General features: G+C 55.6%; 17 protein-coding genes. 7 read left to right on the top strand and 10 right to left on the bottom strand.

The window, feature by feature from the left end; all coding sequences use genetic code 11:
- Positions 1-686: 686 nt before the first annotated feature.
- Together QZQ29_RS01670 and QZQ29_RS01675 are read right to left on the bottom strand one after the other, a co-directional pair.
- A complete protein-coding gene (locus tag QZQ29_RS01670; protein ID WP_296958834.1) occupies positions 687-1,274 on the bottom strand; it encodes a GH25 family lysozyme in 588 nt (195 codons plus the stop codon).
- Positions 1,271-1,762, bottom strand: a complete 492-nt coding sequence (locus QZQ29_RS01675; protein ID WP_296958836.1) for a phage holin family protein — start codon at positions 1,760-1,762, stop codon at positions 1,271-1,273. Before QZQ29_RS01675 ends, QZQ29_RS01670 begins: the two co-directional genes overlap by 4 nt.
- Positions 1,763-1,874: 112 nt before the next feature.
- Between QZQ29_RS01675 and QZQ29_RS01680 the strand changes: the two genes are divergently transcribed.
- The 3 genes from QZQ29_RS01680 to QZQ29_RS01690 all read left to right on the top strand — a co-directional run bounded on the left by QZQ29_RS01680 (position 1,875) and on the right by QZQ29_RS01690 (position 4,199).
- Positions 1,875-2,321, top strand: coding sequence for a hypothetical protein (locus QZQ29_RS01680; protein ID WP_296958837.1), 447 nt, complete (start codon positions 1,875-1,877; stop codon positions 2,319-2,321).
- Positions 2,318-2,758, top strand: a complete 441-nt coding sequence (locus QZQ29_RS01685) for a DUF523 domain-containing protein (protein ID WP_296958839.1) — start codon at positions 2,318-2,320, stop codon at positions 2,756-2,758. The genes QZQ29_RS01680 and QZQ29_RS01685 overlap by 4 nt, the downstream gene beginning before the upstream one ends.
- Before the next feature lie 541 nt (positions 2,759-3,299).
- Positions 3,300-4,199, top strand: a complete 900-nt coding sequence (locus tag QZQ29_RS01690) for an ROK family protein (protein WP_296958882.1) — start codon at positions 3,300-3,302, stop codon at positions 4,197-4,199.
- 451 nt (positions 4,200-4,650) lie between these two features.
- On the opposite strand, the gene QZQ29_RS01695 is transcribed toward QZQ29_RS01690, so the two are convergent.
- From QZQ29_RS01695 to QZQ29_RS01730, 8 genes are all read right to left on the bottom strand, one after another.
- A complete protein-coding gene (locus tag QZQ29_RS01695; protein ID WP_296958841.1) occupies positions 4,651-5,370 on the bottom strand; it encodes an NAD(P)H-dependent oxidoreductase in 720 nt (239 codons plus the stop codon).
- Between the two features lie 597 nt (positions 5,371-5,967).
- On the bottom strand, positions 5,968-7,293 hold the full coding sequence (gene brnQ, locus QZQ29_RS01700) for a branched-chain amino acid transport system II carrier protein (RefSeq protein ID WP_296958843.1): 1,326 nt from the start codon (positions 7,291-7,293) through the stop codon (positions 5,968-5,970).
- A 1,010-nt stretch (positions 7,294-8,303) separates the two neighbouring features.
- Positions 8,304-9,116, bottom strand: a complete 813-nt coding sequence (gene lpxA / locus QZQ29_RS01705) for an acyl-ACP--UDP-N-acetylglucosamine O-acyltransferase (RefSeq protein WP_296958845.1) — start codon at positions 9,114-9,116, stop codon at positions 8,304-8,306.
- A 201-nt stretch (positions 9,117-9,317) separates the two neighbouring features.
- A complete protein-coding gene (gene fabZ, locus QZQ29_RS01710) occupies positions 9,318-9,797 on the bottom strand; it encodes a 3-hydroxyacyl-ACP dehydratase FabZ (protein WP_296958848.1) in 480 nt (159 codons plus the stop codon).
- Between the two features lie 44 nt (positions 9,798-9,841).
- A complete protein-coding gene (gene lpxC, locus QZQ29_RS01715; RefSeq protein ID WP_296958849.1) occupies positions 9,842-10,669 on the bottom strand; it encodes a UDP-3-O-acyl-N-acetylglucosamine deacetylase in 828 nt (275 codons plus the stop codon).
- A gap of 561 nt (positions 10,670-11,230) precedes the next feature.
- Positions 11,231-12,622, bottom strand: coding sequence for a glucose-6-phosphate isomerase (locus QZQ29_RS01720; protein ID WP_296958851.1), 1,392 nt, complete (start codon positions 12,620-12,622; stop codon positions 11,231-11,233).
- A 685-nt stretch (positions 12,623-13,307) separates the two neighbouring features.
- Entirely contained in the window at positions 13,308-14,399 is a 1,092-nt protein-coding gene (locus QZQ29_RS01725; RefSeq protein ID WP_296958852.1) for a M48 family metallopeptidase, read from the bottom strand.
- Between the two features lie 632 nt (positions 14,400-15,031).
- The gene (locus QZQ29_RS01730; protein WP_296958853.1) at positions 15,032-15,943 is read right to left on the bottom strand and encodes a radical SAM protein; all 912 of its coding nucleotides are present in this window, start codon (positions 15,941-15,943) and stop codon (positions 15,032-15,034) included.
- Between the two features lie 570 nt (positions 15,944-16,513).
- Here QZQ29_RS01730 and QZQ29_RS01735 point away from each other — a divergent pair.
- The 4 genes from QZQ29_RS01735 to QZQ29_RS01750 all read left to right on the top strand — a co-directional run bounded on the left by QZQ29_RS01735 (position 16,514) and on the right by QZQ29_RS01750 (position 21,952).
- A complete protein-coding gene (locus QZQ29_RS01735) occupies positions 16,514-17,575 on the top strand; it encodes an iron-containing alcohol dehydrogenase family protein (protein ID WP_296958855.1) in 1,062 nt (353 codons plus the stop codon).
- Between the two features lie 423 nt (positions 17,576-17,998).
- Complete coding sequence (locus tag QZQ29_RS01740; RefSeq protein ID WP_296958858.1) at positions 17,999-19,063, top strand: DctP family TRAP transporter solute-binding subunit; 1,065 nt, start codon at positions 17,999-18,001, stop codon at positions 19,061-19,063.
- Between the two features lie 1,101 nt (positions 19,064-20,164).
- Complete coding sequence (locus tag QZQ29_RS01745) at positions 20,165-20,674, top strand: TRAP transporter small permease (protein ID WP_296958859.1); 510 nt, start codon at positions 20,165-20,167, stop codon at positions 20,672-20,674.
- Positions 20,675-21,952, top strand: a complete 1,278-nt coding sequence (locus QZQ29_RS01750; RefSeq protein WP_296958861.1) for a TRAP transporter large permease — start codon at positions 20,675-20,677, stop codon at positions 21,950-21,952.
- Positions 21,953-22,394: the final 442 nt, after the last annotated feature.

The following is a 22,394-nucleotide window of genomic DNA, read 5'->3' on the forward strand; positions in this document are numbered from 1 at the left end:
CTATTCGCGTCGCCTCATTCCTTGCATTGCATAAAAATTCAAGAATAAAAGCAAACAACGATTTAATCAGCGCTTCCTTAACGGAGGGAGACGGTATTCCTGAAAGCAAAAGGGTTCAGGCGCCTTTGGCGCCCGGGTTCAAGCCGCCATTGGGCTTACGCCCCTGGCGGCTCCGGTTCCGCCCACAGAGCGGGCTGGTTCAGAGGGAGTTATATAGTATCGCTGCGGCGGGAAGCTGTATTCCCGAAAGCAAGAGGGGGCGCCCGCCTTTGGCGGGCAGGGGCGACAGCCCTGCGCTTTTGCACGGGCTGAGGGTTGTGTAGAAGGGTTGTGAAGGCTATGACGGCGGGGACTGTGTTCCCCAAAGCAGGAAGGTTCAGGCGCCTTACGGCGCCCAGGTTCTATCGGTCATGTGTTGGCGCACTGACCGATGGGTTCCGCCCACAGAGTGGGCTGGTTCAGAGGGAGTTATGTATGCCGCCGATAGGCGGCTATATACTCATCGCCCGAAGGGCGATACCACAACCCTTTGAACCCTCTGAACCTTTTGAACCCTTTGAACCCTCACGCCGCAGGCGTGTCCAATGGCGCCACCTTAACCCTCGGCCCGAAGGGCCGTCAAACCTTCGAACCCTCCGGCCCATAGGGCCGGTCAATCTTTAGAACCTTTCGCGCCCAAAGGGCGCCTATTTCCATATATCCCCGTCCACCAGCTGTCCTTCCAATGGGAGGGAATTGGTGAACTGCCACAGCATGGCTTCCTTGATATCGCAGGCGCTGCCCCACTGGGCACACCAGAGGGGAGTCCCTTCGGGAAGGGCGGGAATGTGGATCAAGTCCGCAAGCCAGGAGCAGGAGCTGTAAAGGCCGGCCGGGCAGCCCTGCTTATTCATTTCGGAAAGATAGGCGAGGCAGAGGGCGGTGATTTCGTCCTTTCCGGTGATTCCATTTCTTTCCTTATAGCCGTCGGCATCTTCCATGTCCAGCCAGATACCGGCGGAGAGCTTTTCCGGCGGAAGGCCTGCGTCTTTCAGCAGGGCTGCGGTGAAGCGGGCTTCTTCTGCCGCCGCTTCTTCGGTCAATGCATAGCTGTAGTAGTACATGCCCAGCCCAAGGCCTGCATCCAGGACGCCGTTGGCGTATTCGTAGAAACGGCTGTCCAGGTGGCCCGCGCCCCAGCCCAGGCGGACGATGACGAAGGAGGCGCCCTGTTTCTTCAGGGAGTGCCAGTCAAAGGGCCGGTTGTGCTCCGATACATCGATACCCCACTTCATTTTGGGCCTCCCTTCATACGCTTCAGAAGGAAGGTGATGGAAGAAAATCCGGCTTCCGACAGGTTTTCCATCACCGACAGGGCCTCCGCAGCGGCAAGGTAGCTCACCGCCAGGGACACCATGCCCGAGGGATGGCCGCTTTCGGAGAGAAGATAGTCCGCCGAGGCGGAGACAAGGACGCAGAAATTATACAGAATAAGCTTGGACAGTCCCTGCTCCTTCATGGCGCTGCTGCAGATAAGGCCCAGACGGCGGGCCCTTGGGATGGCGCGGAGCATGGCAAGGAGCGTGGGCGATGATTTTCCTTCCGCCCGAAGGAGCTCCGCGCTGATGGCAATCCAGCGGGAGAGAAGGTCCAGCAGCACCAGCAGGGAAAAGCAGAGGAACATGAGGGCGTGGTGCACCAGGGCAAGAAAGAAGATGGACAGCGCCGCCTTCAGTGGAAAATGGGAGGACAGCTCCTCCCATCCGGTGAATGATTGGTTCATAGGAAACCTCCTTTCATGAAATCCATTTCCTGTTTCTATAGTCGGAAACGGACCGGATTATCCCTGTCCTTCCTTTTGTGGTAAAATACCCTTGATGAAAGGAGATATGCCTTTGAATCATTTGAAACTGAAAGCGGCGGCCCTTCTGCTTTCCGCCACCCTGCTGGCAGGCTGCGGCCTTACCGATGAAAAGATAACCATGAAACCGGAAACGGGCGATGAAATCCAGGTCACCTTGGATGGCGGCGACGATTTCTCCATGAAGGAAACGGCGGGCACCATCATGGTGTACCAGAAGAAAAAAGTGATGATGCGCTGCGCCTTCATCAGCAGAGAGCAGGAACAGGCCCAGCGGGCCTCCATCATTACCATGCCCTTTGAAATCCACAAAGAAGAGGACAATTATATTTCCTACAGCATGGCCGGCCCCGATGGCATGGTGAACTACTATATGTATCCCGTGGGAGAAAAGACCTGGCTCTTCGCCGCCACCCACCTGCCTCCGGAAGCGGCGGACAAAGTGCTCTCCCGTATCCATTTCAAGGACGTGAAATCATGAGAGTCCTGGTGAGCGCCTGCCTCCTGGGCAGAAACTGCAAGTACAGCGGCGGAAACAACCGAAATGAAAGGGTACTGGCTTTCCTTAAAGATAAAGAAATCGTTCCTGTATGCCCGGAAGTGGAGGCCGGCCTTCCCGTGCCCCGGCCCCCTGTGGAAATCCGAAACGGCCGGGTCATCCGTCGTGACGGCACCGACATGGATGACGTCTACCGGCGGGGCGTAGAAAGAGTGCTTGCCCGCATGGGAAAAGTGGACCTGGCCATCCTGAAATCCGGAAGCCCCACCTGCGGCGTCCATGACATCTACGACGGCACCTTCAGTGGAAAGAAAATCAAAGGAAGCGGCGTCCTGGCAGAAGCCCTGATGAAGATGGGTGTGCCTGTGGTGGATGAGAAGGGGCCGCTTGGCGGCCCTGTCAGGCCTGAAGGTTCTTAAGATGGACGGGGCTATTAGCCCCGAAGGTTCTCAGGTTTGACATCGGCTTCGCCGCTGAGGGTTATGGTATCGCCTACGAGGCCACTGCGTGGCCCAGGTTCAAAAGGTTCAGAAGGTTCTGCCTGCCGTTGGCAGGCTGGTTCAGAGGGGGAGGTATCGCCGCCTTTGGCGGCATATAAAACTCATCGCCGTCAGGCGATACCTTCCCTTTGAACCTTCTGAACCCTTTGAACCCTCTGAACCCTCACGCCGCAGGCGTGTCCGCGATACCACAACCCTCGGCCCAAAGGGCCCGTCAAACTTTAGAACCTTAAGAACCTTCGAGGCGAAGCCCCGTCCACCTTCCCCTCTGAACCTTGGCCGCTCCGCGGCCACTGTCCCACTGTCCCACTGTCCCACTGTCCCACTAGCCCACTAGCCCACTAGCTCACCAGCTCACTAATTCCCCATTGCAAGAAGAGGCAATATATTATAAACTGGTACGAGTGATATTTCCAAAAGCGTAAGGATAGGGAGGCGTTTCAAAATTTTAATCGGCGGTATAGAAGCAGGCGGTACTAAAATTATTTGCGGCGTGGGAGAAGTGAAGAACGGTACCATCCGGATCCTTTCGGAAATGCGGTTTCCTACCACCACCGCAGCCCAGGTGCTGCCGGAAATCATTGCCTGGTTCAAACAGTATGACATCGAATCCTTGGGAATTGCCAGCTTCGGGCCCCTGGACCTGAAGAAGGATTCCCCCACCTACGGCTACATCAAGGCAACCCCGAAGAAGGGCTGGCAGGATGTGGACTTTGTGGGTCCCTTTGCAAGGGCCTTTTCCATTCCCATTGAGTTCGACACCGACGTGAATGGTGCCGCCCTTGGCGAATCGGTATACGGCGCAGGAAAAGGATGCCAGGTGGTTTCCTACATGACCGTAGGCACCGGTATCGGCGTAGGCCTTTACTGCGAGGGCAGACTGCTCCATGGCCTCATGCATCCCGAAGCAGGCCACATGCTGATCCAGCGTCATCCCAAGGACACCTATGAAGGAAGCTGCCCCTTCCACAAGGACTCCTTCCTCCCCGGCGGCTGCCTGGAAGGCTATGCCTGCGGACCCGCCATCCAGCAGCGCTGGGGCGCTCCGGGCGAAACCCTCCACAGCCGGAAGGAAGTATGGGAAATGGAAGCCTACTACCTGGGACAGGGGGTCTCCAACCTGGTACTCCTCTATTCCCCGGACAAAATCATTATCGGCGGCGGCGTCATGCATCAGGATAACCTTTTCCAGATGGTGAGGGACGAAGTGAAAAAGAATCTGAACGGCTATATTCACTCCGACAAACTGACGGGAACCCTGGAAGACTACATCGTTCCCCCGGCCCTGGGAGACCACGCAGGCCTCACCGGCGCCATCGAGCTGGGCAAGAGAGCCTGGGAAAACGAAAATAAACAGTAATGACACAAAAAAACTTCAGCCTCCGGGGCTGAAGTTTTTTTGTGAAGTTTCCTGTTGGGATAAAATAAAGCGGTGTCAAGCCGAATAGGAAACCATCCGCAAACAGTTTCTTGTCGGCAAGAAACGCAATGGTGTCAAGCCGAATAGGAAACCATCCGCAAACAGTTTCCTGCCGGTAAGAAACGCAATGGTGTCAAATCGGATAGGAAACCTTTCGCGAACAGTTTCCTGCCGGCAAGAAACGCAATGGTGTCAAGCCGAATAGGAAACTATCCGCAAACAGTTTCCTGCCGGCAAGAAACGTAATGGTGTCAAGCCGAATAGGAAACTATCCGCAAACAGTTTCCTGCCGGCAAGAAACGTAATGGTGTCAAGCCGGATAGGAAACCTTTCGCAAACAGTTTCCTGCCGGTAAGAAACACCAACGCGTCAAGCCGGAAAGGAACCCCTGTTACCTCACCCATTCCACGGACTCGGAGAGGGGTTTTCTGCTCTTGTCCCGGTGAGGGGTTTCGGCCCGGTAGCCGAAGGCGGCCATGACGGCGATGCCGTAGTGCTTTGTGTCGAAGAGGTGATGTTTCTCTCCCAGAAGGCGGGTCATGTCAGCAGGGCTATATCCTTCCAGGGGGCAGGAGTCGATGCCCATGTAGGCGGCCATGGTCATCATGTTGGCCATGACAATGTAGGCCTGCTTGGAGGTCCAGTCCAGGGCAGTGCGCTCGGAGTCCAGGATTTTCATTTCCTCTTTTCCGAAGCGGGTGTACACCTGGCTGTAGAAATCGTACACTTCCGGCGGCACCTGGTGGATATCCTTCAGCATGTGGTCCGCATAGGGGGAGCCGAAGGTAATGTCTTCCCTCTTGTTGGCCAGGAAGACCACGAAATGGCTGGCGCCGGTAAGGCCTGCTCTGGCGCCCCAGCCGTAGGGAATCATTTCCTCCCGGATTTCCTTATTCTGGATGACCAGGATTTTCCAGGGCTCCATGCCGAAGGAGGTGGGGGACAGACGGGCCGCTTCCAGCAGGGTTTCAAAATCTTCGTCGGAAATGATTTTCTCCGGGTCGAATTTCTTGGTGGCATAGCGGTACTTCATGGCTTCCAGGAGGACCGCCTTATCGTTATGGGGCTTCGGTGTATCTTTGGTAGGGATGATGATGGATTCGTTGTTCATGTCATGCTCCTTTTATATTCATGAATTTCTATTAAGAGATGAATTAAATATAGCATTCTTTCTATATTAAGTCAATGGGGCCGCCTTTTAATGGGGCCGCCTTGCGGCCCGGGTTCAGATGGTTCGGCCCGCCGTGGACGGGCTGGTTCAAAGGGTTCAGAGGGTGGTGGTGGCGGCTTCGCCGCAAATAGGAAAAATGGGAGCGCCTCGAAGAGGCAAAGGGGGGACGAGGGGAAGAATGATGATGCTGCTCTAAGCAGGGCTCACTTTGGCCGACTCGCCCATGCGGGTTGGGAAGGTAAGTACGTAACGCTGACTTCCTGCTCATCGCCCGTAGGGCGATACCACCACCCTTTGAACCAGCCTGCCGAAGGCAGGCGGAACCCTCTGAACCCTTTGAACCCTCACGCCCGTTAGGGCGTGTCCAAAGGCGATACCACAACCCTCGGGCCGAAGGCCCGTCAAACTTAAGAACCTTAAGAACCTTCGCGGCGCAGCCGCGTCCATCTTTGGGAATACAGCCAAACGCCGTACTGGCTCACTGTGGTCCCATCAAAAAAGCTCCCCAAAGGGAGCTCTTTTGATTTCCATTTCATCCTATTCCTGCACTGCCTTAGTCTTATCAAACCGGGAGAGGATGACGCCGATGATGAGGCCTGCCAGGCAGAAGGATACCCAGGAGAGGCCGTAGCCTGCAAGGGGCAGGGAGGCCATGAGGGTGTCCAGGCCGCCCAGGGAGAGGCCGGCGGTGTGGATGCCGTCGTAGAGGGAGGGGAAGAATGTGAAGAAGGTGGCGGCGCGGTATACGCTGCGGCAGTCGCCGTAGAGGGAATGGGCGAAGGTGAGGATCACCAGGGAGATGGTGAGGGGATAGAGGAACATGAGCACCGGAATGGCGGCTTTGATGATGGTGGTGAGGCCGAAGAGGGCGACGAAGAAGGACACGATGGAGAAGGCGGATACCCACATGGTGTAGGACAGGGCAGGAATGAGGCGGGAGAAATATTCAGCGCAGGCGGTAATGAGTCCCACGCTGGTGGTGAGGCAGGCCAGAAGCACGATGACTCCCATAATGATGCGGCCGTAGGAGCCGAAGTAGTAGCGGGCGGAGCCTACCAGCACGCCGGCGCCGTTTTCCTGCATGCCAAGTTCGGTGACGGAGCTGGCGCCCAGGAAGCAGAGGAAGAGGTAAATAATGCCCAGGCAGGCACCGGCGATGAGGCCGCTCTTCAATGTGGAGAGGGCGATTTCTTCATTGGTGTCAGCGCCGTACTGGCGGACGGAATTGACTACGATAATGCCGAATACGAAGGCAGCCAGGGCGTCCATGGTGCCGTAGCCGTCCAGGAATCCCTGGGTCAGGGCCTTCATGGTGTCCCGATAGCCATCGGCAGCGGGCTGCCAGGGTCCCATGGGATGGATGGTGGAAACGATGAATAGAAGGGCCAGGAAAAGGAGGAGCACCGGCGTAATGACCTTGCCGATACGGTTTACCAGCTTATTGGGGCTCACGGAAAGCCACCAGGAAACGACGAAGAAGAGGAAACAGAAAACGTAGAGGGCCATGGATTTCATGGCGCTTCCAAAGAATGGAGCCACGGCGATTTCAAAGGAGGTGGTGGCGGTACGGGGGATGGCAAAAGCCGGCCCGATGGTGAGGTACAGGGCCACGGTGAAGAAAATGGCGTACTTGGGATGAATCCGGGAAGCCAGGGCCTCAAGGTCGCTGCCGGAATAGCCGATGGCAGCCACCCCCAGAATGGGAAGGCCCACGCCGGTAATCAGAAACCCAATGGTGGCGGGAATGGTATTGACGCCGGAATTCTGTCCCATGAATACGGGGAATATCAGGTTGCCGGCGCCGAAGAAGAGGGCAAAGAGCATGAGCCCGATGGGGATGAGGGAATTGGCTGATTTCTTCATGACATACACTCCTTTGAAATAGAACACAGAGGCAGGACATCAAAAAGCCCTGCCGGAAAAATCCGACAGGGCACAGATTCGTGAGGTACCACCTTGTCTTGCGTACTCAATTGGGCTGTAACGGTGCCGCCGCTTGCTCCTGGCCACAGATGGACTCAGAGAAGGACTCCCGGGTGACGCGGCTCGTTCGCTTCAGCAGCTTTCACCACCCGCTGCCTCTCTTGGAAGATTCCCCAGCCTGATTCCGGTCATTGTCATGCTATAAGTTTAGTATATTCTAGCATGAGTTGTTTAGGGAGTCAAGGGGGAAGGGGCCGCAAAGCGGCCCCGGGTTCAGAAGGTTCAGAGGGTGGTTGTGGACGGCTTCGCCGCCAGTTAAAAAACATACAACCGCCCTGCGGACGTGAGGGTTCAAAGGGTGGTGGTATCGCCGCTGCGCGGCGATGATTTATAATCCGCTTCGCGGATAAAACCAGACAACGGGCTTCGCCCGGGGAAAACAGGCCAACCGCCCTGGCGGGCGTTGGAAATGCACCCCTTCTGCCGCCTGCGGCGGCGTCTTCCCCGGAGGGGCAGATTTGCTCTTCGCTTACCCCCCTTGTGCTAACTTAAGTTGCTCTATCGATAGTGTTGCTAAAACTTCCCCCTCCGGGGTGGCAAGCGAACGTGATTTGTAAGGGAGCAAAGCGACCTGAAAATCACGTGAGACGCTTTCCCGTGGAGAAGTCCCCGCAGGGGAATAGGGGTGCATTTCCGACGGGCCGCAGGCCCGGTTTTATGGTTTTCGCTGCCTCTGGCAGCGCTGCCGCCTTTGGCGGCATACAAAACTCATCGCCCAAAGGGCGATACCACCACCCTTTGAACCCTTTGAACCCTCTGAACCCTCTGAACCTTCTGAACCTTTTTAACCTTTCCCCTCACAACCCTTCTACACAACCTGCGGCGCCAGCCGCGCCCCATAAAGAAAAAGCTCCCTATGCAGGGAGCCTTTTTATAAAGGGGAAGTATATTTATCTATCTCTGGTACGGCAGAGGCCGCGGTCGCAGTTGCGGAGGAAACGGAGGAGGTGTTCGATTTCCGGAGTGGACGGAAGTTCCTGTTCCATTTCCAGGATGGCGTCGTTCAGTTTCAGGCCGGAGCGGAAAATGAGGCGGTATGCCTTTTTCAGGTAGCTCTTCACTTCCGGTGTAATGTTGTTACGGGCAAGGCCTACGCTGTTGAGGCCCACCACCCGGGAGGGGTTGCCGTCTACGATGACGAAGGGGCATACGTCCTGCACGATTTTGGACATGCCGCCTACCATGGCGCAGGCACCGATTTTGACAAACTGGTGGATGCCGCTCATACCGCCGATGACTGCATGGTCTTCCACGGTCACGTGGCCTGCCACGCCGGAGAAGCTGGACATGACGATGTGGTCGCCGAAGTTGCAGTTATGGGCCACATGGGTGTAGGCCTGCAGCATGTTGTAGGAGCCCACTCTTGTTTCGCAGTTCTCACCGGTGGCGCGGTGGATGGTGACGTATTCGCGGATCAGGTTGTGGTCGCCGATGACCACGGTGCTGTATTCGTCATGGAATTTGAGGTCCTGGGGATCTTCTCCGATGACGGCATGGGGATAAATGTGGTTTTCCTTTCCCATGCGCACGTTCTTGGCAATGACGGCGTGGGCGCCGATGATGGAGCCTTCGCCGATTTCACAGTTTTCACCGATCACCGCATAGGGTCCGATGACTACATTCTTATGAAGAATCGCCGTAGGATCAATGACGGCGGTTGGATGAACTTTCGGCTCTGCCGATTGAATGACTTTTAATTCCATAGTTCCATTCCCCTTTATGATGGCGGCTGTTTTGACCGACAGCCAATTTTTTGATTTATGATTCTCTTTATACATAAGTCCCGGATTCATTATTGTTTTGAAACAGCGGTTTTGGGGCGTTTATAAGGGGAATCCTTCTTTCTCTCCGATTTTCTTTCAGTTCCTCTGTTTATTAACTATTTTGAAATAGTTTAAGGAAATTTATTTTTTCTGGGCTTCCTGTTCCTTTTCCTTCTTCTCCGGGGAATCGTTGGGATCCATGAGGTAGAAGAGGAAATCGGCCTCTGCCTTGTGGACGCTGCCTACATGGCATTCGCAGTGTACCTTGCCCATACGGCCGATAATTTTTTTAATTACCGCCTTGGTGACCAGCTGGTCTCCGGGGAGGACGGGGGAACGGAAACGGACATGGTCCATACCGGTGAACATGGGGATGAGACCCCTGTTTTCTTCCGGGTACTGGAGGGCAACGCCGCCTACCTGTGCCATGGCTTCGCAGATGAGGGCGCCGGGCATAACGGGATGGCCGGGGAAGTGGCCCTGGAAAAAGGGTTCATTCATGGTGACGCATTTCACGCCGATGGCGTAATCCATGGGGACCATTTCAATAATCTTGTCTACCAGCAGCATGGGGTACCGATGGGGCAGGATTTCCATAATTTCTTCAACATTTAATTCCATAACAGTTCCTCCTTATCCTATTTCTTGTATGTGAAAGGCAGGTCTTATTTCTTCAGGGCCTGCAGTTTTTCAGAAAGTTCCGCGTTCAGCTTGTGGCTGCCCAGGACGGCGATGATATGGGCGTTCAGCGGCCCTACCAGGGAAATATCGCCCAGAATGTCCAGAATCTTGTGGCGCACCAGTTCGTCCTTGAAACGGGGCACGGAGAGGCATTCCGTTTCCGAATACACCACGGCGTTCTCCAGGGTGCCGCCCTTGCCGAGACCCATTTTCCTCATGGCTTCCAGCTCCCAGGTGAAACCGATGGTCCTGGCGGAAGCGATTTCCTTCATATAGGAATCGTGGTCGATGACAATGTCCACCATCTGGGTGCCCAAAAGAGGATGGGGATTGATGGAGGTGAAGGTAATGCGCAGGCCGTCGTAGGGAAGGGCGGTGATGAACTTCTTCCCCTCGTAAATGGCTACGCTCCTGTCCAGGGTGAGCACCGGGATTTCTTCGTCCTGCTCCTCAATGCCCGCTTCTTCCACCATGTCCACGAAGGTTTTCGCACTGCCGTCGCCTACCGGCGGTTCCGGCGAATCCATTTCAATAATGCAGTTATCGATATTCAGGGCGTAAAGGGCGGAAAGCAGATGCTCCACCGTAAACACCTTGGCCGGCCCCTTCTCCAGGGTGGTGGCACGCATGGTGCTTGTAATGTACCGGCTCTCTGCAGGCACCTCCGGCGCGCCGGGAAGGTCGCTCCGGCGGAAAAGGATGCCCGTCCCCGGCCTGGCGGGATGCATGGTCATGGTCACCGGCATGCCGGAGTGAAGACCATTGCCTTTGTAGGAAACCGGTTTTCTGATTGTGTGCTGTTTTCTTTTCACAATGAGACACCTTTCATGATTGAATTACACCTTTACAATTATTTTATTATATCTTTTTTTGAAGGATAGCACAAGGTTTATGGGAGATTGAGTCATAGCGGCGGGGAGCTGTATTCCTGTACGCAGGAGGGTTCAGGCGCCTTCGGCGCCCAGGTTCAAGCCGCCATTGGGCTCACGCCCTTGGCGGCTCGGGTTCCGCCCACAGAGCGGGCTGGTTCAGAGGGAGTTTTATAGTATCGCTGCGGCGGAAAGCGGTATTCCCGAAAGCAAGAGGGGGGCGCCCGCCTTTGGCGGGCAGGGGCTCAGCTCTGCGCTTTCGCGCGGGCTGAAGGTTGTATAGAAGGGTTGTGAAGGCTATGACGGCGGGGGAAAAAAATATCCCGTAACGCTGACTTCATATTCATCGCCCGAAGGACGATACCACCCTCGGCCCAAAGGGCCGTCGCCCCTTTCTACACAACCCGCCGCCGCAGGCGGCCATAACCTCCAGCCCCGCAGGGGCTGGACACCTTCCCCTTTGAACCCTTTGAACCTTCTGAACCCGGGCCGCCGCAGGCGGCCCTATTTATGCTTCACAATATAATCCCGGATATCCCGGTGGAGAATTTTCTTATAATCTTCCACCCCCGGCTGGTCGTAGGCGTTAATGCCTGCCAGGGCCCCTTCGTAGGCGATGGTGAGGAAGAAGAAATACATGAGGGCGCCGATGTGGAAGGGGGTGATTTTCCGTATTTTGATGCTGCAGCTCATGCGTCCTTCGGCGGCCAGGGCCTGTTCGTTGGCCCGGCGGGCGGATTCCAGCATGTAGTTCATGGGGACTAAACCTTCTTCGCCCTCCTCTTCGCAGAGGACGGAAAGGCGGCTCCTGCTTTCCTTGACGGAAATGAACTGGACCAGCTTGTTTCTGGCGCCCTGCTGGTGCTCCTGGGTGAGGGAGTGCATATCCGTGGTGCCTACAGCAGCCACAGGAATGCGGCCGTAATGGACTTCCCGGCCTTTGGTGTCATATTTCTTTCCCAGCGATTCTCCCAGAAGCTGGGCGTACCACCAGCCGAAGGAACGGAGGGTATCGCCGTAGGGCATGATGATTTCCGCCGCCATGCCGTACTTTCTGCTGGCTGCGTATTTCAGGGATGCCAGGAAGAGGGCGGGGTTTTCCTCTGTCGTCTCGCTTTGGCAGGCTTCCTCCACCATCCGGGCGCCGGTCAGGAGGTCTTCGATGTCCACGCCGATGAGGCGCGCAAAAACAAGGCCCACCTGGGACAGTTCGCTGAACCGGCCGCCGATGCCGTCGGGCACGGTGAAGCAGGGAAGATGGTGCTCCCTGGCATACTGCCTGAGGGTGCCCTTTTCCTTGTCCGTAATGGCCAGAAGGGAAATATCCGCAAAGGGTGCCAGGATTTCACGGAGCGCCTTCAGGGCGCTGGAGGGTTCGATGGTGGTGCCGGATTTGGAAATCACCAGAAGCAGCACCCTGCATTTTCTTCCAAGACGCCGGTTCTGCCGCTCCACTTCCTCCGCCAGCTGCAGGAGGCCGTGGGGGTCCATGTTCTGCCCCGCAAAGAAGACCTGGGGAAATCCCTGCCGTTCCTCCCGGCTCATCATGTTCCAGTAGGGACCGCAGAACACGTCAAAGAGCATCTGGTTTCCCAGATAGGAACCGCCGATGCCGATGGAAATCAGGATATCCGAAGATTTGGCCAGCTCGTCCACATGGGAAAGGTGCTGACGCTCCTCTTTGGACATGAGCCTTTCCTCCTCCAGAATGTAGGGGAGGCGGGGGAAAAGAACCAGGCTTCCGTCGGGCCCCTTCCCGCTTCTCCGAAGCTCCGTCAATGACCGTCCTGCCTGGTGGATAAGACCCTCCATGTCTTTCAGGTCCTCCTCCTTCACGCTCCAGGGATGGCCCAGAAGATTTTTTATATCAATATCCAGCTCATTCTGAATGGTCATACATTTCACTCCTGCACTCTGCATACATAAAAAGATACTGTCAAAAATTAATTATATAGTATACAGAGAGGGAATACAAGTTATAAAAACGGCTGTCCGCTTACCGCTGTCCGCTGTCTGCTGGCCGTGGTCCCTTCCCGCCCTGTGCGTCATTCTGAGCGACAGCGAAGAATCTCGGTACTTGTGGATGGTGACTCATCGGCTGGTAAATACCGGTCGGCGGGAAGACGTGAAAATTGTCATACGGCAGATGGGCTGTGTTCCCGGAAGTAGAGGGGGTGCCCGCCTTTGGCGGGCAGGGGCTCAGCCCTGCGCTTTCGCGCGGGCTGAGGGTTGTGTAGAAGGGTTGTGAAGGCTATGACGGCGGGGAAAAACTATCCCGTAACGCTGACTTCATATTCATCGCCGAAGGCGATACCACCACCCTCAGCAGCCGAAGGCCGCTGAGGCCCCTTGAGCGAAGCGAACATAACCCTTCTATACAACCTGCGCCGTCAGGCGCGCCCTCTTTTTATTTTGCGGCGCCAGCCGCCACCACCACCCTCGGGCCAAAGGGCCATCGCCCCTTTCTACACAACCTGCCGCCGCAGGCGGCCATAACCTCCAGCCCCGCAGGGGCTGGCCACCTTCCCCTTTGAACCCTTTGAACCTTCTGAACCCTTTGAACCCGGGCCGCGAAGCGGCCTTACTTTATCTGATTCAGCCGTTCCGCCAGGGCCTCAGCGGAGGGGTCGCCGTCGGCGGGGGTGATGATGGCCTGGCTGCCCAGGTAGACGGTGCCGTTTCTGGCTTCGGCGGGATTTTTATTTTCTCCGTGGTCATAGGCGGCGGCCAGGTTGCCCATGACGAAGTATTTCCTTTCGGCGGCGCTCATATCGCCTGCCGGGGCGGGGGTGACGAATTCTTTACCGTTCACTTCCACGGTGTTTGTATTGCTCTTCAATGTGACGTGCTTTTTGGAGAGTTCGGTGAGCTGTTTTTCATAGGTGTCTCTCCGTTCGCTGTTGGAGGGGTGGTCGGAGGGGGAGAAGACTTCCTGGGCGAAGGTGGGGTCGTTGTCGCCGCCCTTTTCGATGACCCGCTGCCACACGGCGGCGGCAGCACCGGGGTTGTAGCCGGCGCGGTAGATGTAGTCGAAGGAGAGTTTGTCCGCTTCCTTTTCGTTGCCCCTGGTAATCTGTACTGTTTCTATCTGGTTCACCGCAATGCCCAGCACTTCCTGGCTCAGGGCGCTGCCGCCCAGGGCGCCGGAAATGACGGCGGCACCCAGTTCTGTTTTTGCCTTCTCGTGCATGGCGTTTACCACATGGTCCTTCTGGCCATGTCCCATTTCATGGCCCAGCACCACTGCCAATTCATCGGTGTTGGTGAGGTACTTGAAGAGGCCGTCGTTTACCACCATCACATGGCCCATGGAGCAGAAGGCGTTGAAGGATTCGTCGGCGCAGATGAAGTACAGGTAGGGCTTGTCATAAATGGAGGGATCCTCGGCGCCGATGCTGGCAGTGAGGCGGCTCATGATGGAGGAGAGCTCTGCCTCCTTTGCCTCGTCGTGCACCACGCCCAGTTTTTCCTGGTAGGATTTGAAAAGCTCCTGCCGCCCTTCTTCGGTGTTATTGTAATAGTTGAACTCTTTGTCCAGCAGGGCGTACTGGGCTGCTCCCTGGGCGATGCCGATAATGTCGCCGATGCTGAAGGCCTCTGCAGTGGGGGCGGGAATGGCGCAGGCGGAAATCATGGCTGCCAGGGCAGCGGTGCATAGAATTTTCTTTTTCATGGAAGTTTCTCCTTTCTCCTGAAATATCTGTCTCTATGATACCGCATTTGGGAGGGGAAGGGAGAGGCTGTGTCCGCTGTCTGCTATCCACCTGCCGCTGAATGGTATTCCCGAAAGCAAAAGGGTTCAGGTGCCTTACGGCGCCCGGGTTCTATGGTTCGTGCGCTTTGCGCCGAACCATGGATTCCGCCCACAGAGCGGGCTGGTTCAGAGGGAGTTATGAATGCTGCCTGCGGTAGCGAAAACCAAACAACCGGGCTGCGCCCGTGGGAAATGCACCCCTATCCCCGCCTGCGGCGGTACTTTCCCCGAAGGGGGAAGTTTTAGCGGCGCTATGCTTTGAGATACTTTATGAGACCAAAAGCTGAGCGGCGAGTAAAGTCCCCCCTTCGGGGGGAAGGTGGTGCGTTAGCACCAAAAGGGGTGCATTTCCACGCGCCGAAGGCGCGGTTGTACGGTTTTCGCTGCCAAAGGCAGCGCTGCCGCCGAAAGGCGGCAACATACTCATCGCCCGAAGGGCGATACCACCACCCTCTGAACCCTCTGAACCTTCTGAACCCTTTGAACCCGGGCCGCGCCAGGCGGCCCAAATAGGAAAAATCCCCGGAACCGCAGAGGTTCCGGGGATTTTTTTATTTCGTCCAGTCGTGGTTGTACACGTCGTAGTTTTTCTTGGATTTCAGGTAGCGGATGCTTTCGTCAATGTCAGCCAGGAGTTTTTCCTTATCCCTGGGGAGGGTGGCCGCCAGACGGATGTAGTTGGATACGTGGTTGCTCCTAAAAATCATGTGCTCCGTTTCCGGAAGGTCCAGGTGTTCCACAATGACCTTCAGTTCTTCCATGAGGCCATAGGGCGGAAGGGGCGTGAATTCGCCCCGTTCGAACTGGTCCTTCAGTTCGCTGCCCCGATAGAGCATGAGGGAGAGGGCGGAGAGGTGGGTCGGTTTGATTTCATTGATGGCATGGGCGGTGGCCAGGGCGTGTCTTTCACTGCCCGGTACGCCGGCAATGCCAAGGATAATCATGATGGACAGGTCCATGCCCGCTGCGCGGACCCGCTTGCCCACTTCGATGGACTGCTCACCGTTCACGCCTTTGCGGATGTCCTTCAGGGTCTGGGAGTCGCCGCTTTCCATGCCGTAGTAGAGGAGCTGGAGGCCCGCTTCACGGAGCTCCTTCAGTTCGTCCAGGGACTTCCGGAGGATGTCTCCCGGCGCTGCGTAGGAGGAAACGCGCTCCAGGTTGGGGAAATATTTCTTCAGGGTGTTCAGAATCTTGAGGAGCCTTTCGGTGGGGAGCACCAGGGCGTCGCCGTCGGCTAAAAATACGCGGCGCACGCCGTCCCGGTCCACGGAGTAGGCGATGGCAATCTGCCGCATAATCTGCTCATCAGAAAGCTTTTCAAATTTCACGCCCCGGTACATGTTGCAGTAGGTGCAGCTGTTGTGGGCGCATCCTCTGGTGACCCGGAGGATGAAACTGTCCGCTTCACTGGGCGGACGGAAAACGGGGGTGTCATAATCGTCAAAAAATAAACCTGCCATGCCATCATATCCTTTCATCATAGGGAAGAAGGAAATCCCTTCTTCTGTATAAAACGGGAGTACACACAGTGGTGTTTTCCTCTATAAGAAATGTTACGTCAGTTATTATACGATAAATGAAGAGAAAATACAACTAAAAATTTAAATATGTTAATGTGACGGTTGGCGAGCTGGTAGATGGCGGGGGCTGCATTCCCGAAAGCAAGAGGGTTCAGGCGCCTTTGGCGCCCGGGTTCAAGCCACCATTGGGCTCACGCCCTTGGCGGCTCGGGTTCCGCCCGCAGAGCGGGCCGGTTCAGAGGGAGTTATGTAGTATCGCTGCGCTGGCGAGGTACGGCGCCTTTCGGTGCCAATATAAATGCCGCCTCTGGCGGCATACAAAACTCATCGCCCGAAGGGCGATACCACCACCCTCTGAACCTTTTGAACCCTTTGAACCCTCTGAACCCTCACGCCGAAGGCGTGTCCAAAAGCGCTCCGCGGCCCTCTGACATTTCTCCCAAAGAAGAGTATAATAACAGCATATCATGAGAAGATCTGCAGAGCAGACAGTTACCAAAGGAGTTTGCTATGAAAAGTACATTTTTCCCCCATTTCACCATCGGCACTGACGCCTATGACGCCATTCCCGGCATCTGCCGGGAGTACGGGAAGACGGCGGTGATTGTAGGAGGTAATAAGTCCAGGGCCGCAGCGGAGCCGCTGATTCGGAAGGCCTGCGAAGGCACCATCGAAATCACCGGGTCCTTCCTGTATGGAGATGACGCCACCTTTGAGAATGCGGAGGCGCTGACGAAGATTCCGGAAATTGCAAAGGCCGATATGATTTTTGCAGTCGGCGGAGGAAGGGCGGTGGATACGTCCAAGTGGGCGTCCCATCTTTTGAAGAAACCTCTCTTTACGTTCCCCACGCTGGCATCCAACTGCGCTTCCGTGACGGCGGTGTGCATTATGTACAACCCGGACCACAGTTTCCGGGGATCCATTTACAGGGACCGGAACGCCTACCATACCTTTATCAACACCGACATTATCGCCCATTCGCCCCGCGAATATTTCTGGGCCGGCCTGGGGGACGCCCTGGCCAAGCAGTATGAGGTGCCCTTTTCTGCCCGGGGCATGGAGCTCACCTGGGTGCAGCAGACGGGGGTGCGGAATGCACAGAATGTGGCGCCGGGGATTTTGAAATACGGTAAAGAGGCGCTGGCGGCGGTGGACCGGCAGGAAGTGAATGACGCCCTTGAACCGGCCATTCTTTCTATCATCGTGGCGCCGGGCATGGCTTCCGTGTGCATTGAGGACGACCTGGATTCCTCCCTGGCCCATGCCATTTACAACAGCCACACCAGGACGCCCCATAAGGGAAATCATCTTCACGGTGCCGTGGTGAATTACGGCCTCCAGGTGATGCTCACCATGGACGGGCAGCTGGAGGAAAGGGATAAGATTTACAACTTTGCCAAGTCCATCGACCTGCCCCACTGCCTGGCAGATATTGGCATCGACCCCAAGCATCCGGACGAACTGGTGAAGAACTGTCTCCACACCAAGGATATGCGGGTGAAGCCCTATGACATTACCTTCGACATGGTGTACAAGGCCATGATGGATCTGGAGAAATTGAATCACTGATTGGCTCCGGCCATTTCCATTTCTTCTATGGAAAGGAAAAATTTTTTCATTTTCCCCTTTACAAAGGGGAAAAGTGCATGTATACTATTTCCAACTTCAATTGGAATAAAGCTTCACAGCACACCTGTGCATGAAAGACAAGGAACGGAAGCGAGTGAACCGGCTTTCTTACAGAGAGCTGCCGGAAGGTGGAAGGCAGCAGGAGGTCCTCACAGAGTCGTCCGCAAGTCCTGTATCTGAACTGAGTAAGATATGGCGTTTGGCAGCGTTACAAAGCCGCATGAGTATAGTGCGAGGTGGTACCGCGTAGGTGTTACGCCCTGGTTGATTTTTATCAATCAGGGCGTTTTTTGCAGTATGGAAGATGGTACAGCTTGATTTCAAAGAAAAGAAAACAGATGAGTTCATTCAAAGGAGGATTTCATGATGGGTATGTTTAAGAGAAGTCATAAAGTAGTTTTAGCAGGTTTAGCAGCCCTTGCCATTGCAGGCATGATGACAGGCTGCGGTATGTCCGGCGGCGATAAGAAACCGGCCGCTTCCGGCAATGGGCAGAAAGTGGAATTGAAACTGGCTTACCAGCTCCCGGCGGAACATCATCTGTCCAAGAGTGTAGAAAAATTTGCCAAAGAGGTCAATGAACGGTCCAAGGGCCAGATCGACATCAAAGTCTATCCGGCAGGGCAGCTCTATAACGACCAGAACATGAACGACGCCCTCATGAGCGGCGGCCTGGACATCGGCATGAACTCCACCGCCCGCTGGTCCATGGTGGTGCCGGCGCTGAAGGTACTGGACATGCCCTTCGTCCTCACCTCCTACTCCGCCGTAGATAACGCACTGGACGGCGACCTGGGCAAGGCACTGAACCAGGAAATGGAAAAGAAAGGGGTTCATCCCCTGATTTGGGCAGACTACGGCTACGTACAGTTCTGCAACAACGTGAAGAAAATCGAAAAACCGGAGGATTTCCAGGGCATGAAGATCCGTTCCTACTCCGAAACCTCCGCCGACATTATCCAGGCCCTGGGCGCATCGCCGACAACCATGAGCTCCTCTGAAGTGTACATGGCCATCAAGAACGGCACCATCGACGGCCAGTCCTCCGGTCAGACCGCCATCCTGTCCCGCAAAATCTACGAAGTGGCCAAGTACCTCACCGTCACCAACAACTCCTACGTAGAATTCCTGGTATCCATGAACGACAACTCCTGGAAGAAACTGACACCGGAACAGCAGAAGATCATCACCGACACCGCCAAGGAAATCCAGGATGAAATCCGCAAGGAAACCAAGGCAGAAGACGAACGGTGCCTGAAGGAACTCTCTGCCAAGGGCATGGATGTATACGTGATTCCAAAGGATGAAATCCACCTCTGGCAGGAAGCCACCGCACCGGTAGTAGCCAAGTTCGAACAGGAACAGGGCGACTTCGGCAAGCAGCTGGTGGATGACTGCCTCAAAGCCAGCGCAGCTGCGAAGGACTGATGTGCTGCTGGGTCAATAGCGGCAGGTGGCTGTATTCCCGTTAGAGAAAAGGGTTCAGAAGGTGCAGAGGGTTCAAAAGGTTCAAAGGGTGAAGGTATCGCCCTGCGGGGCGATGAGTATGTATGCCGCCTGCGGCGGCGAGCCCATAGTGCCATATGAATATACAGGTAAGAGTAGGGCAGTTTATTCTGCCACCCGGACGGGGGTGGCAAGCGAACGTGATTTGTAGGGGAGCGATAGCGACCTGAAAATCACGTGAGACGCTTTCCCGTGGAGAAGTCCCGCGAAGCGGGATAGGGGGGAGCCGCCGAAGGCGGCTGCTTCCCGCCGACCGGTATTTAATGCCGATTGCCGCAAATACGCCGCGTACCAAGATTCTTCGCTTCGCCCAGAATGACCGGAGGGGCAGGAAGCCAATCCCGTAACGTAGGCTCCTTCCACAGGTGGCAATCCTGCATAGGATTGCCAAGTCGGGCAAAGTTGGCCCTTAACCTGCCCATAAAAGGGCTTTCCTTTTGATTGCCCGACCGGAATGGAGCTGGGCGGATCCCTGAGGATAGGTCCGAAATTAGGCCGCCGAAGGCGGCTGCTTCCCGCTGACCGGCGTTTACTGCCGATTGCCTCATGTGCACCGCGTACCAAGATTCTTCACTTCGTTCAGAATGACTGTGAGGGCAGGAAGCCAATCCCGTAACGTCTTGTGTCCCCTTGAGGGGAATGCCACGAAGTGGCAAAGGGTGTACGACGTGGCAAGTCAAAATGATACGCAATGCTGACCTGGCTGCCAAACGGCAGCCTTCCCGCCGACTGGTATTTAATAGCATTTGGTTCAACTGCTCCGCGTACCAAGATTCTTCGCCTGCGGCTCAGAATGACAGTGTCCGGCGGAAAGGTTAATCCCGTAACGACTGCCGCCGGCAGGCGGCATATAAAACTCATCGCCGTGAAGCGGCGATACCATAACCCTCGGGCCAAAGGCCCGTCAAACTTAAGAACCCTCCGGCCCATAGGGCCGGTCAAACCTAAGAACCTTTCGCGCCCACTGTCTCACTATTTCACTATCCCACTATTTCAACTATTCCCATAAAGGAGGGCTGTCCCGTGCGTTCCATTTACCATATATATGACCGCATCTTAGGTTATATCACCAATCTTGCCGCAGCCATTGCAGGGCTTGCCATTTTACTGACAGCCTTCATGATCTGCTATGAAATCATTGCCCGCAGTGTTTTCCATCATCCCACGGTGTGGGTCATGGAAATTTCCACCTACCTTCTGGTGCTGGCCGGTTTCTTTGGCATGGCCTACACCATGCGGAAGAACGGGCACATTACCGTAGATTTCCTTTACAGCCGTTTCCCCAGAACCGTGCAGCGGGGACTGGATATTATCACATCTATCCTTTCCCTTTTCGTCATGTACGTATGCATGACCGAATCCACCAACTACATGCTCATGACCGAGGCCATGGGCGTGGTGTCACCCTCCCTGCTCCGGGTGCCCATGTGGATTCCCCAGACTTTCATGGTCATCGGGTTCGTACTGCTGTTTCTGGAAATCATCAACCACCTGTTAGGCGATTTCTTTCAAGATGGAAAGGAGGAAAAATAAATGGTTCTGGCAGGTTTTGCACTGTTTATCATCGTCCTCCTTATCATCGGCATGCCCGTGGCCTTCACCCTGTCCCTGGCGGGGATTCTGGGCATCATCCAGTTCGTGGATATGTCCACCCTGTCCCAGGTGCCGGTCATTGCCTTTAAGACACTGGACTCCTATGTACTGACATCGGTGCCCCTCTACATCCTCATGAGCCAGATCATGCTCACCGGACGGGTGGGAAGCGGCCTCTTCGATTTGGGCAGCAAATGGATGGGCCACCTCCCCGGCGGCCTGGGCATTGCCACCATTTTTGCCTGCGCCATTTTCGCCGCCATTTCCGGCTCCTCCGTAGCCACCGCCGTCACCATCGGCGCCATGGCCATTCCGGAAATGCTGAAACGCGGTTATGACAGGAAACTGGTGGTAGGGTCCGTAGCGGCCGGCGGCACCCTGGGCATCCTCATCCCGCCGTCCATCCCCATGATTCTCTACGGCACCATTACCGATGAGTCCGTGGGCAAGCTCTTCATGTCCGGCGTCATGCCCGGCGTCCTCCTTACCCTGGCCTTCGTTGCCTACATCGTCTTTGCCTCCTGGAACAAACCACGGGAAGAAAGGGCCTCCCATGAAGCCAAGATGAAATCCCTTCGGGAAAACGTGTGGGGCCTCCTCCTGCCGGTTATCATCATCGGCGGCATCTACACCGGCGTCTTTACACCCACCGAAGCGGCAGCGGTTGGCACGGTGTATGCCCTCATCATTACCTTCTTCATTTACAGAAGCATTACCATGGAGGATATGCCCTCCATCCTCCGCTCTACCATCAAGACATCCTGCATGATTTTTGCCATCATGGTAGGCGCCATGCTCTTCGGCTACATCCTCACCGTCCTCCAGGTACCGCAGGCCCTCATGTCCCTGGTCACCGAAGGCCATTTCAACAAATGGATCGTCCTCATCGGCATCAACATTGTCCTCCTCATTCTGGGCTGTGTGCTGGAAACCGTTTCCATCATCCTTATCACCCTGCCTATGCTCTACCCGGTCATCAAAGCCCTGGGCTTTGACCCCATCTGGTTCAACGTAGTGCTCCTCATCAATATGGAACTGGCCCTCATCACACCGCCGGTGGGCATGAACCTCTTCGTCATCAAGGGCATCAGCGAAGACAGCTCCATCCAGGACATCATCTCCGGCGCCGCTCCCTTTGCGGTCATCATGATACTGGAAATCGTTGTCCTCTGCTTCTTCCCCGGCATCGCCACCTGGCTGCCCTCCGTTTTGAAATAAGGACATAAGAAAAACCGACACGAAATGTGCCGGTTTTTTTATTTTGTGCTGTTGGTGGCAGAGAAGGCCCTTAAGTTTAAAGGCCCTTACGGTCGGATGGTTGAGGTATCGCCTGCGGCGCGATGGAAATGCACTTTTCTTCTGCTGCTTGCGGCGACGTTTCCCAGGGGGATTTGCTCTACGCTTTCCTGCAAAGTCATGTGGCAAAATGTTAAGCATCCATAGTGCCCCCGTCAGGGGTGGCAAAGGAACTGGATTCGTAGGGGAGCACAGCGACCTGAGAATCCAGTGACATGCTTCCCTTTAGGAGAAAGGTGGTGCCGTCAGGCACCAAAGGGGGAGAGCGGCCAAAGGCCGCTAATCACCGTAATACATTTCTTGCTGATAAATCCAAAGGTATTAAGTCGGAATCGGCTTTTATATTTGCGGCGCCAGCCGCCAC

It is taken from the genome of uncultured Dialister sp. (assembly GCF_900538805.1).
Taxonomy (GTDB): Bacteria; Bacillota; Negativicutes; order Veillonellales; family Dialisteraceae; genus Dialister.

Excerpts from the sequence above, each read along its gene's own strand:
- QZQ29_RS01675 (WP_296958836.1), bottom strand. The coding sequence starts at position 1,762 with ATGAACCAATCATTCACCGGATGGGAGGAGCTGTCCTCCCATTTTCCA.
- brnQ (WP_296958843.1), bottom strand. The coding sequence starts at position 7,293 with ATGAAGAAATCAGCCAATTCCCTCATCCCCATCGGGCTCATGCTCTTT.
- QZQ29_RS01730 (WP_296958853.1), bottom strand. The coding sequence starts at position 15,943 with ATGGCAGGTTTATTTTTTGACGATTATGACACCCCCGTTTTCCGTCCG.
- QZQ29_RS01695 (WP_296958841.1), bottom strand. The coding sequence starts at position 5,370 with ATGAACAACGAATCCATCATCATCCCTACCAAAGATACACCGAAGCCC.
- QZQ29_RS01735 (WP_296958855.1), top strand. The coding sequence starts at position 16,514 with ATGAAAAGTACATTTTTCCCCCATTTCACCATCGGCACTGACGCCTAT.
- QZQ29_RS01750 (WP_296958861.1), top strand. The coding sequence starts at position 20,675 with ATGGTTCTGGCAGGTTTTGCACTGTTTATCATCGTCCTCCTTATCATC.
- lpxA (WP_296958845.1), bottom strand. The coding sequence starts at position 9,116 with ATGGAATTAAAAGTCATTCAATCGGCAGAGCCGAAAGTTCATCCAACC.
- QZQ29_RS01685 (WP_296958839.1), top strand. The coding sequence starts at position 2,318 with ATGAGAGTCCTGGTGAGCGCCTGCCTCCTGGGCAGAAACTGCAAGTAC.
- QZQ29_RS01720 (WP_296958851.1), bottom strand. The coding sequence starts at position 12,622 with ATGACCATTCAGAATGAGCTGGATATTGATATAAAAAATCTTCTGGGC.
- QZQ29_RS01670 (WP_296958834.1), bottom strand. The coding sequence starts at position 1,274 with ATGAAGTGGGGTATCGATGTATCGGAGCACAACCGGCCCTTTGACTGG.
- fabZ (WP_296958848.1), bottom strand. The coding sequence starts at position 9,797 with ATGGAATTAAATGTTGAAGAAATTATGGAAATCCTGCCCCATCGGTAC.
- QZQ29_RS01740 (WP_296958858.1), top strand. The coding sequence starts at position 17,999 with ATGATGGGTATGTTTAAGAGAAGTCATAAAGTAGTTTTAGCAGGTTTA.
- QZQ29_RS01725 (WP_296958852.1), bottom strand. The coding sequence starts at position 14,399 with ATGAAAAAGAAAATTCTATGCACCGCTGCCCTGGCAGCCATGATTTCC.